The sequence below is a fragment of the Lutibacter sp. genome (genome assembly GCF_013139515.1).
Classification (GTDB): domain Bacteria; phylum Bacteroidota; class Bacteroidia; order Flavobacteriales; family Flavobacteriaceae; genus Lutibacter.
In genome coordinates this window covers 1-14,364 of record NZ_WTAR01000048.1, presented here as the reverse complement: position 1 = coordinate 14,364, position 14,364 = coordinate 1, and the positions used below count along the sequence as shown (strand labels likewise).

The window sequence follows — 14,364 nt, the reverse complement described above, 5'->3', positions numbered from 1 at the left end:
GCATCATAATTGCTTTCTTCTCATCAACCCTGCCATCAGTTAGTAAGTCCATTGCAATTTTTACCATTGCAGCAGCAGTACGTTTACCGTTACGAGTTTGTAGCATCCAAAGTTTACCATCTTGAATTGTGAACTCTAAATCTTGCATATCATTATAATGTCTGTCAAGGATGTCTTGAGTTTCATCTAATTCTTTATAAATAACCGGCATTAATTCTTCTAATGAAGGAAATTTAGTTTTTCTATCTTCTTCAGAAACACCAGCTAAAACAGCCCATCTTTTTGAACCTTCTAATGTAATTTGTTGAGGAGTTCTAACACCTGCAACAACATCTTCACCTTGTGCATTAATTAAGTACTCACCGTTAAAAATATTTTCACCAGTTGCAGCATCTCTTGTAAATGCAACACCTGTTCCCGAGTTATCACCCATATTACCATAAACCATTGCTTGAACGTTTACAGCAGTTCCCCATTCTTCTGGGTAACCATGCATATTTCTGTAGTATGCAGCTCTTGGGTTCATCCAGCTATCAAATACAGCTGTAACACTTCCCCAAAGTTGTTCCCAAGGATCTTCTGGAAAAGGTTCACCTGTTTGTTTAGTACAAGCAGCTTTAAAATCGGCTACCATTTTAATTAAATCTTCAACATCTAAATCAGTATCTAATTCAACACCTTTTGCGTCTTTTATTTTTTCTATAATTTCTTCGAATGGATCGTGGTCTTCTTTTGATAAAGCACCAACACCTAAAACAACACCACCAAACATTTGTACAAAACGACGGTAAGAATCCCAAGCAAATCTTGCGTTTCCTGTTTTAGCTATTAAACCTTTAACAGAGTTATCATTCATTCCAAGGTTTAATACTGTGTCCATCATTCCTGGCATAGAAACTCTTGCTCCAGAACGAACTGAAAGCAAACAAGGGTTTTCATTGCTTCCAAATTTAGTACCCATTAGGTTTTCTACATTTGCAACAGCAGCTTCAACTTCTGTTTTTAATAATGCAACAACTGCATCTTTACCTAATTTATTATATTCTGTACAAGTATCAGTAGTAATTGTAAATCCTGGAGGAACAGGTACGCCTATTAAACACATTTCTGCAAGGTTGGCACCTTTACCTCCTAAAAGGTTTTTCATTGTGCTATTTCCATCTGCAGTCTTACCTCCAAATTTGTATACTCTTGTTTTTACTTCCGTCATAATTATACTTTTATTTATTATGTTATTTTTTAATTTAATCAAGGTCACAAATTTACAGATTTTCTTACAAATTCGTATGATTTATATCATTGATTTTTAGCGCGAAAACGTTATAGTTATAAATATTTTAGATTATTTAATGCTTAAAAAGTGGGTATCTTTAATTAAATCAATTTATTTAACTATTTATAGGAATTTAAAACTCTATATTCAATAGTTCTCCAGTAAGTTGTAATAATTTTAATTCAGCGTTTTTCGCATCGTATTTTGCTTGATTTAGATTTGATTGTGCGTTTAATAAATTGATTTGCGCTTGTCTAAATTCAATCGTTGTAATTTGTCCTAATTTGAATTGTTCTTCGGTTCTTGAAAAATTTCGTTTATTAGTTTCAACATTTTTTTCTTCAGCTGTTAAAATGAATAAAGCATTGTTGTAAATTTCTAGAGCGTTTGCAATTGTTCGTTCTAATTCATTTTCTACTTGGTCTTTTTGAACTTGTAAATTATCAGCAACTATTTTAGCATTTTGAACTCTGGTTTTAGTGCTTCCACCATCAAATAAATTCCAATTTAAGCTAATGCCTGCATTTATACCTTTTGATAATTGTTCAGCAAATGTAAACGTTGCATCATTATCGGATTTATTAAAGCCGTACGAGCTATTTAAACTTAGGCTAGGGTATAAGTTAGCTTTGTTAATTTTTATATCAAAATTGCTTAACTCAATATTTTTACTAACTTTTTGCATTTCAATGTTGTAACTTTTTGCTTTCTCTAATAAACTTTTGTAGTTGAAAGTTAAGTTGAATTCAACAGCTGTATCAACTGTAAAATTTATAGTTACGGTTCTTCCAAGTAATAAATTTAAATCGCGTTTTGCATTTGCTAATAATCGTTGCGTATTTATATATTTAATGCTATCGTTATTAACATCAACTTCAGCATTTAACAGTTGAAGCTTGGTGCTTTGTCCATAATCAAAACTATACTTAGCACGTTCAAATCGTTGTTTTGAGATGTTTAATGATTCTAAAATATTAAGATTGTTCTCCGTTAATTGAGCTACTTGATAATAAATACTAAAAATTTGTAAAATAGAATTCTCTATAATTGTTTCTGCTTCAAGTCCAGATAAATTATGTGTTTCTTTTAACTTTTTATAGTTGTAACTTCTTCCAAAACCATCAAAAAGTGTATAATTTAAACCAAGAGAGGCGTTATACAGTTTAGACTCAGCATTATTTAGTTCAGATTCTACACCTGCTTGTGATGTAAACTCTGTAGTAGCATTATTGTAAGCTGCACCTGCATTTACAGCTATTTTAGGTAAGTAGCCGCTATTGTAAATACTTGCATTATTTACAGCTATTTTCACCTTGTTTTTGGCAATTTTAATACTGTAATTATTTTCTAGCGCTAAATTTATTGCATCGTTTTTACTTAATTTTTCCTGAGAAAAACTTGCAGTGTAGATTAGTAAAAATAGTAAGCTTAAAATATTAATGTTCTTCATCACTTTCACTTTTTAATTCAATAATTGCTCTTTCAACTTCTTCTTTTGTTACTTCTTTACCAGTTATTAGCCATTTAAAAAATACTTTGATTGAGTTTGAAAGCGATAATAATAATGGTAGCATAACTAAGGTTAAAACTGTAGCTATACCAATTCCGTAAGAAATAGATACAGCCATTGGTTGTAAAAATTGGGCTTGTCTACTTTTTTCCATGAGTAAAGGCGCTAAACCAGCAATAGTTGTTAATGATGTTAATACAATTGCTCTAAACCTTGATATTGCTGCCTGTGTTAAGGCTTCATCATATTTTAACCCTTGTTTTAAGTAGCCGTTAAATTTCTCAATAAGCACAAGCCCATCGTTTACCATAATTCCAATTAGTGCTATAATTCCAAGCCAAGAAAGAATATTTATAGGGAAATTATGAATCCAATGTCCCCAAATAACACCAATTAAACTAAAAGGTATCATTAATAATAGGAGTAAAGGCTGGTCATAAGATCTAAATGTAAAGGCAATTACCATATAAATAAGTGCTAAAACTATTAAGCCAACTTTTAAAGCTGAATCTGTAGTTTTTTTCATCTCTCTATTTTGGCCTTCATACGCTGCTGTAACAGTAGGGTATTTTGATGTGATTTCAGGTATTACATTAGCTTTAAGGTCATCTAAAATATCTGTAGCGCTCTCTTTTGGAGAACTCATATCGGCAGTAATTTGAATTTCACGTTTACTACTTAAATGATTGATAACAACATCTCCACGTTGAATTTGATAAGTAGCAATTTCAGAAAAAGGAACATTTTCATTTGAAGGTGTTGTAATCCACATATCATCTAAATTTTTTATAGATGATCTATCTTCTTTTTTATAACGAACCCAAACTTTAATTTCGTCTTGTCCTCTTTGAAAACGTTGCGTTTGTAAACCGAAAAAACCTGAGCGAACTTGGTTCATAACAGTTTGTAAATTTAAACCCAATAAATAAGCGTTGTCTTTTAACTTAATTTGAATTTCTTTAATACCTGCAGGGTCATTATCTGAAATATCTTTTAACTCTGGTTTACTTGCTAAGATTTCTTTTAATTCTAATTTTGCTGCTTTTAACTCTTTAATATTATTACCTAATAATGAAACAGCAACTGGACTTCCACCAAAATTTCCTCCAGAACCGAAAGTTAAGCTTTCAATACCATGTATTTTACCAACTTTATCTCTAATAGCATTGGTAATTTCAGGTGAAGAAAAATCTCTTGCTTCTCCAGGTAGTAAGTTTACGGTTAAATTTCCGTTTGAAGTACCAGGTCCTATACGTTTAATTATATTTTCTACTACTGAGATATTACCTGTTTGGTTTTTTGTGTATTCTTCATTTACTTGCCACGCAACATTTTCAATTTCTGAAATAATAGAGTCAGTTATCATTTCATTTGTTCCCTGAAGCATTTTTAAGTTAATAGATATTCTATCACTTGCTATAGAAGGAAAAAATGAAGTTTTAACAATCCCACCACCCAATGCTCCAATACTTGCAATTAGTAGCGCTATAGGAATAGCAAATCCTAGCAATTTATGTTTAAAAAAGAATCTTAGATAAGGCGCAAACCAATTATCTCTAACATAAAAGAGTACTTTCTCAGCTCCTTGATTTACATTAAAAAAGAAGGTGTTTAATTTATTTCTTTTTTTAGTTTTTCGTTCTAATGCTTTTGAATGCGCAATATGGGCAGGTAAAATTATAAGTGCTTCAATAAGTGAAACAAGTAATGTAAGTATAACAACTAATGATACTTCACTAAAAAAGTTACCAATTCTACCGTCTAAAAAGAAGAAGGTAGAAAATGCAATAATTGTGGTAAGTATTGCTGAAACAATTGGAGGAATTACTTCTAAAGTTCCATCTATAGCTGCTCTAATAGGTGTTTTTCCTTTTTCGTAATGGTGATAAATATTTTCTCCAATTACAATTCCGTCATCTACTAAAATACCAATTACGATAATCATACCAAATAAAGAAAGTACATTTATGGTAATTCCTAATTGAGCTGCAAAAATAAACATACCAAAGAATGCTACAGGAATACCAAATGCAACCCAAATTGCCAAACGAACATTCAAAAATAACGCTAAGAAAAACAATACCAATAAAACACCCATTCCAGCATTTTTTATCAATAATTCTGTACGTTGGTTTAATGCAACAGAATTATCACTTGAAATAGCGATTTGAACATTATCTTGTTGTTGATTGAAATTTTGAATATAATCTTTAACACTATCTGCTGATGAAATTAGATCTTCACTAATAGTATTATTAATAGTAATATTTATTGATTTCTTCCCATTAAAATAGATTCTATCTGGGTTTTCAGACCAAGTGTCAGAAACATCTGCAATGTCACTAAGTCTAATAATATGTCCACTAGCATCAGCTCTTACAATTAAATTTAGAAGTTCATTACCATAGTAATTTCTATTTCTAGCTCTAATTAGGTAATCTTCATTATTAGTTTTAATATTTCCACCAGAAATTAGCAAATTGGTTTTGCTAACGGCATTTGCAACTTCAGTAAAAGATAAATTATAAGCTCTTAAATCATTTTCACGAACTGCAATTTCAATTTCCTGGTCAGGAAAACCTGAAAGTATTACTTGTGATATTCCATCAATATTTCTTAAATCATTTTCTACTTTTCTCGCGTATTGTTTTAGGGTTGCTAAAGGAACATCATCACCACTAATTGTAAAACTAATGGTAGGTCTCATAGTTTCAATTTTAGCAATTATTGGAGGTTCCATACCTGAAGGAAATGATGGTACTCTATCTACTGCGTTTTTAACATCAGCTAAAACAACATCAATACTTTTACCTGTTAAAGTTTCTATATTAATAGTTGCTGAATTTTCTCTTGAAACCGATGTAACACGATCTATACCTACTATTCCTTTTAAATTGTCTTCAATTTTAAGTACAATTCCTTCTTCCATTTCTTCTGGAGAAGCTCCTGGATAAACTAAATTCACCGAAATGTTTTGAGATTCAGTTAAGGGAAAATAGGATGATCTCATGGATAAAGCTCCAACCAATCCAAATGCGAAAAAAGCAAGTACAAATATATTTACAGCAACAGGAAATTTTATAAAATAAGATATTAATTTCTCCATTATTGTTTGTTGTTTTCAGTTGAAACCTTAACTAACATTCCTGAATGTGATCCTGGAACTGGTTTTGATAATAATATAGTACCATCAGCTAATCCTTTAACAACAACGGTGTTTTCACTTTCAAAAACTGGATTTATGGTTACTAAATCTAAAATTGAATCTTTTACAATATATAATTTTGAATTATCTATAAGCAAGTTTCTTGAAACTTCATAAGCATTTTCTTCAGCTTTGGCTTGTAGTGCAACTTCAACATATTGACCTTCTTTTAAATCTTTACCACTAACTTGAATAAAAGCCTTAATAGTTTGTGTTGAAGCATCAACCTTTCCATTTATTCTAATTACTTTACCTAGCCAAGTATTTGTTTTTTCTAAGTTATGTACTTTAACTTGTTTCCCTATTTGTAATAAATCTCTATATTCAGATTTCACTGAAACACCAATTTCATAAACAGATGGGTTTATAAATTCTCCTAATTTTTGCCCAACTCTAATTAATGTGCCAGGATTTACTAAAGATTCAGTTAGTATTCCACTAAAAGGAGCTCTTAAATTATATTTATTTAATTTAACTTCTAAATTTTTAACATTGTAGTAAGCCGTATTTATACCACGACCAGAAATAAAGAATTTTTCTTTTTCTGAAGAAAATTCAGGTAATTTTTGAAGTGCATTTTGAGTATCAAAACTTTGAAGATAAGTTAGCCATTTTGTATATTCAGAAGTGTAATCTAACCTAATATCTGGCATAATAGCTGTAATAACATTAAATAAGTTACTTTTTTGAGCTTGCAAATTTGCATAAAACTCATCGCTATTAATTTTAATAATAGTTTCTCCTTTAGTATAAGACGTACCTTGTTTAAATTCTTTTGAAGTTGTTTCTAAAACACCTTGTACTTCTGAAAAAATTTCAATTTTGTTTTTAGCAACCAAATTACCATTTGTTGTAATAACTAAAGGAATTGATGTGTTACTTACAGTTTCAGTAAATACAGTTTTTACAATCTTTTCAGTTTTAGGTTTTGGTTTCTTTTTGTTGTTAATTAAATATTTAGCTAAAAATATTGAGCCACCTACAAGGATTATTGATAAGACTATTATTATAATTTTTCTCATTGTTTTTTATTTGGTTAGTTATACAACTATATAGTGTTATTTTTTAAATTAGTTTGAATTTTGGTCATTACATTTATAAAAATTTCTTTCTCATTTTCTGAAATTCCATTTTGAAATGTCTCAATGCAATTAAGCATTATAGGCTTCATTTTTAGAAATAATTGTTTTCCAGCTTTAGTGATATGAATTAAATTTTTACGAGAATCTTTTTTTGAAGGTATTCTGGCTACTAAGTTATTTTTCTCCATAACATTTATAAGTCTTGTTAGTGAAGCTTTGTTGCGCTCAGTAATAAAGGCAAGTTCATTTTGAATAATACCATCATTATCTTCGTGTAGTATTTTTAAAACAATAAATTGTTCTTTGGTAACCTGTATGTTGTTTTTTTGAAAAACATCAGAAATGTAGAAGTTCATCATTTTACAAGTGCTACCAATCCAAGGAGCAAGTGTATTATTAAAATCTAAGCTATCGCTATGAATTTCCATGTAATTAATTTGTGGCGAATATACAAATTGTTATTTATTAGTTGTGTATGCAACTATGTTAATTTTTTTTATAAATTAGCAAAAAAAAAGAGGCTGATGTTTTTATCAGTCTCTTTTTTTAAAAGTAAAATTTAATTAACTTTTGGTGGGATCAAAGTATTTCTGTTATGGGGTTTTCATTTTAATATACATCAACTTCACTGCATTGTCTTTGGGGTTGATTACAATTTAGGATCAAATTTTATAAATTCCTTAAACAAATGTAAATATTTTTTTTGAATAAACAATATAAAATAACCGTTTATTATAAAAAAGTAACCGTTTATGAATTGAAAAGTGCTTTTTGTGGGTTTTTTATTTGTGGATTTAAGTAATTAAAGAGGTTTTAAAAATTAGTATATTTGCTTTTATATTATAGAAAATTTATTTTATGAAATTAGATATTTTGGCTATTGGTGCACATCCTGATGATGTTGAATTAGGTTGTGGAGCTACAATTGCAAAAGAAATTTCTTTAGGAAAAAAAGTTGGTATTTTAGATTTAACAAGGGGAGAGTTGGGAACTAGAGGTTCTGCTAAAATTAGAGATGCTGAAGCTAAAAGTGCTGCTGAAATTTTGGGAGTTGCGGTTAGAGAAAATTTGGCTTTTGCTGATGGTTTTTTTCTTAATGATAAAGAGCACCAACTTGAGATTATTAAAATGATTAGAAAGTACAAACCAACTATAGTTTTATGTAATGCGGTTGATGATAGGCATATAGATCACCCGAAAGGAAGTAATTTAACATCAGATGCTTGTTTTTTATCTGGGTTAGCGAAAGTAATGACAAATATAAATGGCGAAATTCAAGAAGCTTGGAGGCCAAAACAAGTTTACCATTATATACAATGGAAAAATTTAGAGCCCGATTTTGTTGTTGATGTTACTGGTTTTGTTAATGTAAAAGTGAAAGCTGTACAGGCATATGGTTCGCAATTCTATAATCCGAATAGTAAAGAACCAAGTTCGCCAATTTCTAGTAAAAACTTTTTAGAAAGTATTACATATAGAGCTCAGGATTTAGGTAGATTGATTGGAGTTGAATATGCAGAAGGCTTCACAACAGAGCGTTACGTGGCAATAAAATCTTTAGATAATTTAATTTAAAAAATGTTTGTAATAAAACAGAAATGTTTTACATTTGCATCCGCAATATGGTGGTTGTAGCTCAGTTGGTTAGAGCATCGGTTTGTGGTACCGAGGGTCGCCGGTTCGAATCCGGTCTTCCACCCAAAATTAAAGGTCTGAATTTTTCAGACCTTTTTTTGTATACCTCTTTTAGATTAAATGATGTTGCGTTAGGGATTGAACGGTTTGTTTGAGCTCTTTTATAGTTTTTTTGCTATAAAAAGCGAGTAGTGAAAGCCCGGCCCGTAGGGAAACGCCCAGAAATTAAGTAAGCTTATCTTCTAAATAAGGTGCTGTATAAGATTTTTTATTTTTTATAAGTTCTTCAGGTGTGCCTTGAAAAATTAGATCACCGCCTAGTTTACCACCTTCTTTTCCTAAATCTATAATATAATCTGCACATTTAATTAATTCAATATTATGTTCAATAACAATAATTGAATGTCCGTTTTTAATTAATGCATTAAATGAATCTAATAATTTTTTTATATCATGAAAGTGTAAACCTGTTGTTGGTTCATCAAAAATAAATAACGATTTATTTTGGCGAGTTCCTTTTACTAAAAATGAAGCCAGTTTAATACGTTGTGCTTCACCGCCTGACAATGTAGATGATGATTGACCCAAAGTTACATAGCCTAAACCAACATCTTGCAAAGGTTGTAGTTTTTTTACAATCTTAGTTTCATTGTATTTTGTAAAAAATGAAATAGCGTCATCTATAGTACTATTTAAAATATCGTTTATAGATTTGCTGTAGAATTTAACTTCTAAAACTTCTTTTTTAAACCGTTTACCTTTACAAGTTTCACATTCTAAATGCACATCGGCCATAAATTGCATTTCTATAGTAACTTCTCCTTCGCCTTTACAAACTTCACATCTTCCTCCTTCAACATTAAATGAAAAATGTTTTGGTTGGTAGTTTCTTATTTTAGATAATTTTTCTGAAGCAAATAATGCTCTAATATCATCATAAGCTTTAATATACGTAACTGGATTTGATCTGCTTGAGCGACCAATTGGGTTTTGATTGATAAATTCTATATGTTCAATTGCTGAAATATTGCCTTTTATTTCAGTAAATTGCCCAACTTTTTCTCCGTAACCACTTATCTTTTTTTGAATTGCTGGATACAAAATTTTACTAACCAACGTGCTTTTTCCACTTCCTGAAACACCTGTGACAACGGTTAAACTGTTTAAAGGAAAAGTAGCATTTATGTTTTTTAAATTATGTTCTCTTGCGCCAATTATTTCAATTTTATTTTTTGAAATTCTTCTTTTTTTAGGAACTTGAATAGTTAGTTTATTATTTAAATACTTGGCTGTTAATGAGTCAGATTTTAAAATTTCTTTAAAACTTCCTTCGGCAACAATTTCGCCACCAAAAGTACCAGCTTCAGGACCAATATCAAAAATCATATCGGCTGCTTTCATAATATCTTCATCGTGTTCAACTACAATAACGGTGTTTCCTAAATCGCGTAAATCTTTTAATACTTTTATTAAGCGCTCTGTATCTTTTGGATGTAATCCAATACTAGGTTCATCTAAAATATACATGGAACCAACTAAACTGCTTCCTAAAGAAGTTGCAAGGTTAATTCGTTGACTTTCACCACCTGATAGTGTATTTGAAGTTCTGTTTAATGTTAAGTAGCTTAAACCAACATCATTTAAAAATTGTAATCTATTGTTAATTTCAACTAGTAAACGTTTTGCAATATGTTGTTGATTTGGGTTTAATTTTAGGGTTTTAAAAAATTGGATTAATTCATTTAAAGGTAAATCAACCAATTCACTAATATTTTTATTATTTATTTTAATATTATTGGTTTCTTCACGTAATCGTTTGCCGTTGCAACTGTTACATTTGGTTTTTCCGCGATAGCGAGAAAGCATAACTCTATATTGAATTTTATAGCTTTTGGTTTCTAAATGTTTAAAGAAAGAATGTAGGCCTTCAAATGTTTTATTTCCATTCCAAACCAACTCTTTTTGTGTTGAAGTAAGCTCAAACCAAGGTTTATGAATTGGGATATCAAATTTGTAAGCGTTATTGATGAGGTTATTTTTAAACTCTAAAAATGAATCTGATTTCCAAGGTAAAATAGCATCTTCAAAAATAGATAATGAAGTGTTTGGAATCACCAAATCTTTATCAATTCCAATTACATTTCCGTAACCTTCGCAAGTTGGGCAGGCACCATATGGATTGTTAAAACTAAATAAATGTGTGTTTGGTTCTAAAAATGAAATGCCATCTAACTCAAATTTATTGTTAAATGGTGTTTGGTTATTAGTTTTTATATTTTCAATAATACATTCTCCTTTTCCTTCAAAAAAAGCTGTTTGTATAGCATCTCCTAAGCGATTATAAAAATCTTCATCATTTTTAACCACAACTCTATCTATAACAAGGTAGAAATCATGTTCAATTTCGGTGGTAATTTCTTCAATTCTAAGAACTTCATTTTTATACTTAATTCTAGCATATCCTTGTTGCGCTAAAATTTTTAACGTTTGTAAAACGCTTCTTTCTTTAGGAATATGGACAGGGGAAAGTAACAGTAATTTTGTGTTTAACTCTAAAGTTTTTATATGAGTTAGAACCTCAGTTACAGTTTGTTTTTTTACTTCATTACCAGAAATAGGAGAGAAGGTTATTCCAATTCTGGCAAATAATAATTTTAAATAATCGTAAATTTCTGTTGAAGTTCCAACAGTTGACCGAGGATTTACAGAGTTTACTTTTTGTTCAATAGCAATGGCAGGAGCAATACCTTTTATATAATCTACCTTTGGTTTGTTTAACCTTCCTAAAAACTGACGAGCATACGATGATAAACTTTCAACATATCTGCGTTGTCCTTCTGCAAATAAAGTATCAAAAGCTAAACTAGATTTTCCTGAACCAGAAAGCCCAGTAATAACTACTAATTTATTTCTAGGAATAGCAACATTAATATTTTTTAAATTATGAAGTTTTGCTCCTTTAATAAGAATGTTTTCTTTTGGATTTAATGCGGCTATATTTTTAGTCATTATTGATTAAAAAAGTGAATAACTGCAAATGTAATGACAAAAAATGAAAAATTTAATAGGACTTATAGTAATAAGTTGAAAAATAGTAAGCTAAAAGTTAAATAAATGAATTTTTCAAGTAAATTGTTTCGTTAAAATTTGTAATTCTAAGAAAAAAAACTCATATTTGACATTCATTAAACCCAAATTACGCCTATACTACACAATTACTTTTTATAACATAATATTAATATAATTACATTTTAACCCCTAATGTATTTAAACTTATGAAAAGTATACAAACTACCGATGGCGTTTTAGTTCGCAATTACATTCTTGGAAATGAAAAATCTTTAGAAACTTTAGTTGTTCGTCATAAACAAAGAATTTTTAGTTTTATTTTGTCAAAAGTATTAGATAGAGTAATAGCTGAAGATATATTTCAGGATACATTTATTAAAGTGATAAATACTCTAAAAAGAGGAAAATATAACGAAGAAGGTAAATTTTTACCTTGGGTTATGCGTATTGCGCATAACTTAATTATTGATCATTTTAGACGTAATAAAAGATTACCAAAATTTAATAATACGGATGAATTTGATATTTTTGATGTTTTAAGTGATGAAATGTTATCAGTTGAAAATCAAATAATTAAAGATCAAATTTTGAGTGATGTTAGAAGCTTAATTGATGAGTTGCCAAATGATCAAAAAGAAGTTTTGTTAATGCGAATGTATAGAGATATGAGCTTTAAAGAGATTTCTGAAAACACAAATGTTAGTATTAATACAGCACTTGGAAGAATGCGCTATGCATTAATAAATTTGAGAAAATTAATTGAAAAACATCATATTGTTTTAGTTAATTAATAAACAGATATAATAAAAGAAAAGTTTTATCGTTTAAATAGTGTAAACCAATTATATATGATGAAACTTTACTCTGAAAAAACACCTACGGTTGAAAATCCTAGGAAAGAAATAATTCAATATTTACTAAACTATTCCAAGCAATTGAGGGTAGTTAAAACCAACAAAAACAGATATATTGAATTACATTTGAATTAATGTTCTTTGGAAACCCACTTTTAACCAAGAGTGGGTTTTTTTTTATTTTAAAACAGACTTTCTTCCGATTGTTTTAGTAATAATATCATTTTCTATATTCCAACCTCTAGCAGGCGAAAATTCACGTCCATAATATATTATTTGCAAGTGTAATTTATTCCAAAGCTCTTTTGGGAATAAACGTTTAGCGTCTTTTTCTGTCTGAGTTACATTTTTTCCATTCGTTAAATTCCATCTATACATTAGTCTATGAATATGAGTGTCAACTGGAAAAGCAGGCACGCCAAAAGCTTGACTCATAACTACACTTGCTGTTTTATGTCCAACGGCTGGTAATTCTTCTAAATATTCAAAACTTTGTGGAACTTTTCCATTGTGTTTTTCAATTAAGATTTTAGACAACCCGTAAATCCCTTTAGATTTCATAGGGGATAAGCCAGCAGGTTTAATAATTTCTCTAATTTCTTCAACAGATAGTTTTATCATATCATATGGGTTATCAGCTTTCGCAAATAATAAAGGTGTAATTTTATTTACACCTTTATCTGTACTTTGAGCAGATAGTAATACGGCAATTAATAAAGTGTACGGGTCTTTATGGTTTAAAGGAATGGGTATTTCAGGATATATATATTCAAGCGTGTCAATTACAAATTGAACTTTTTCTTGTTTTGTCATTTTTACTATATTTACAAAAAGCTAAAATACAAATTATGACAACATTAAGAGTAGGAGATATAGCTCCAAATTTTGAAGCATTAGATCAGCAGGGAAATACAATAAAACTTTCAGGCTATAAAGGTAAAAAGCTAGTATTATTTTTTTACCCAAAGGCAAGTACACCAGGATGTACTATGGAAGCATGTAATTTACGAGATAATTATCAAGTATTTTTAGCGAAAGGTTATGATGTATTAGGTGTAAGTGCTGATTCAGCAAAACGACAACAAAACTTTATAAATAAAAATGAATTACCTTTTCCTTTATTAGCTGATGAAGACAAAGTAGTTATTAATGCTTTTGGAGTTTGGGGGCCTAAAAAATTTATGGGACGTGAATATGAAGGAATTCATAGAGCAACATTTGTAATTGATGAAAAGGGTGTAATTGAAGATGTAATTACAAAAGTTAAAACTAAAGAACATACTAGTCAAATTTTTAAGTTCTAATGAATTAATATGGTTTTATATTAGCTTTTTTAAAAGGATAAACAATAATATAAATACGTTTTATTTAAGTTGCTCTTTATGTTTTTGGAATGCTGCTTTAATGCGTTTAGCATGCAATTCTTTAGTTTCTCTTATTTTATTTTTCTTTTGATTCATTAATTTAGAGTGTCTAGCTTTATTTTTAGTGTTTTTAGCTTGTCCCTTTTTTGTCATGAGTTAATAGTTTAATTAGGTGATAAATTTACATGAAATAAATTCCAATGAATTTGAGTAGATATTTACAGGTAGATTTAGGGGGTGAGTATTTTTTAAGTATCATACTTTCAGATATTTGGTTTGTTTCGAGAAAAAACTTCAAAAAAAAGGCAATTTTTTATTTGGTGATTATGAAAAAGGTTTTACATTTGCAGCCCGCAATTGAGGATATTGGTT

11 protein-coding genes and 1 tRNA gene are annotated in these 14,364 nt (G+C 29.5%); 4 read left to right on the top strand and 8 right to left on the bottom strand.

The features are described 5' to 3' along the window. From GQ540_RS05345 to GQ540_RS05325, 5 genes are all read right to left on the bottom strand, one after another. Nucleotides 1-1,210: PEP/pyruvate-binding domain-containing protein (locus GQ540_RS05345; RefSeq protein ID WP_291798422.1), on the bottom strand; the 1,210-nt coding region annotated here is incomplete at its 3' end. Between the two features lie 196 nt (nucleotides 1,211-1,406). After that, nucleotides 1,407-2,723, bottom strand: a complete 1,317-nt coding sequence (locus tag GQ540_RS05340) for a TolC family protein (RefSeq protein ID WP_291798419.1) — start codon at nucleotides 2,721-2,723, stop codon at nucleotides 1,407-1,409. After that, the gene (locus tag GQ540_RS05335) at nucleotides 2,710-5,889 is read right to left on the bottom strand and encodes an efflux RND transporter permease subunit (RefSeq protein ID WP_291798416.1); all 3,180 of its coding nucleotides are present in this window, start codon (nucleotides 5,887-5,889) and stop codon (nucleotides 2,710-2,712) included. Before GQ540_RS05335 ends, GQ540_RS05340 begins: the two co-directional genes overlap by 14 nt. Then, nucleotides 5,889-7,010 carry an HlyD family efflux transporter periplasmic adaptor subunit gene (locus tag GQ540_RS05330; protein WP_291798413.1) on the bottom strand — a complete coding sequence of 374 codons (1,122 nt, stop codon included), beginning with the start codon at nucleotides 7,008-7,010 and terminating at the stop codon, nucleotides 5,889-5,891. The genes GQ540_RS05335 and GQ540_RS05330 overlap by 1 nt, the downstream gene beginning before the upstream one ends. Nucleotides 7,011-7,036: 26 nt before the next feature. After that, complete coding sequence (locus GQ540_RS05325; RefSeq protein ID WP_291798410.1) at nucleotides 7,037-7,498, bottom strand: MarR family transcriptional regulator; 462 nt, start codon at nucleotides 7,496-7,498, stop codon at nucleotides 7,037-7,039. 430 nt (nucleotides 7,499-7,928) lie between these two features. Between GQ540_RS05325 and bshB1 the strand changes: the two genes are divergently transcribed. Together bshB1 and GQ540_RS05315 are read left to right on the top strand one after the other, a co-directional pair. Further along, entirely contained in the window at nucleotides 7,929-8,645 is a 717-nt protein-coding gene (gene bshB1 / locus GQ540_RS05320; protein WP_291798406.1) for a bacillithiol biosynthesis deacetylase BshB1, read from the top strand. Nucleotides 8,646-8,694: 49 nt separating this feature from the next. Further along, nucleotides 8,695-8,770 (top strand) — tRNA-His (locus GQ540_RS05315). A 160-nt stretch (nucleotides 8,771-8,930) separates the two neighbouring features. Here GQ540_RS05315 and uvrA read toward each other — a convergent pair. Further along, nucleotides 8,931-11,714 carry an excinuclease ABC subunit UvrA gene (uvrA, locus tag GQ540_RS05310; RefSeq protein ID WP_291798403.1) on the bottom strand — a complete coding sequence of 928 codons (2,784 nt, stop codon included), beginning with the start codon at nucleotides 11,712-11,714 and terminating at the stop codon, nucleotides 8,931-8,933. Nucleotides 11,715-11,980: 266 nt separating this feature from the next. Here uvrA and GQ540_RS05305 point away from each other — a divergent pair, with 266 nt between their 5' ends. After that, a complete protein-coding gene (locus GQ540_RS05305) occupies nucleotides 11,981-12,565 on the top strand; it encodes a sigma-70 family RNA polymerase sigma factor (protein ID WP_291798400.1) in 585 nt (194 codons plus the stop codon). Nucleotides 12,566-12,805: 240 nt separating this feature from the next. On the opposite strand, the gene nth is transcribed toward GQ540_RS05305, so the two are convergent. Continuing rightward, nucleotides 12,806-13,441: an endonuclease III gene (gene nth, locus GQ540_RS05300; RefSeq protein WP_291798398.1), complete on the bottom strand. Its 636-nt coding sequence runs from the start codon at nucleotides 13,439-13,441 to the stop codon at nucleotides 12,806-12,808. Between the two features lie 35 nt (nucleotides 13,442-13,476). Here nth and bcp point away from each other — a divergent pair, with 35 nt between their 5' ends. Then, the gene (bcp, locus tag GQ540_RS05295; protein ID WP_291798395.1) at nucleotides 13,477-13,932 is read left to right on the top strand and encodes a thioredoxin-dependent thiol peroxidase; all 456 of its coding nucleotides are present in this window, start codon (nucleotides 13,477-13,479) and stop codon (nucleotides 13,930-13,932) included. Nucleotides 13,933-13,992: 60 nt separating this feature from the next. Here the strand turns inward: bcp and GQ540_RS05290 are convergent, their stop codons facing one another. Beyond that, on the bottom strand, nucleotides 13,993-14,145 hold the full coding sequence (locus tag GQ540_RS05290; RefSeq protein ID WP_291798392.1) for a hypothetical protein: 153 nt from the start codon (nucleotides 14,143-14,145) through the stop codon (nucleotides 13,993-13,995). Nucleotides 14,146-14,364 lie beyond the last annotated feature (219 nt).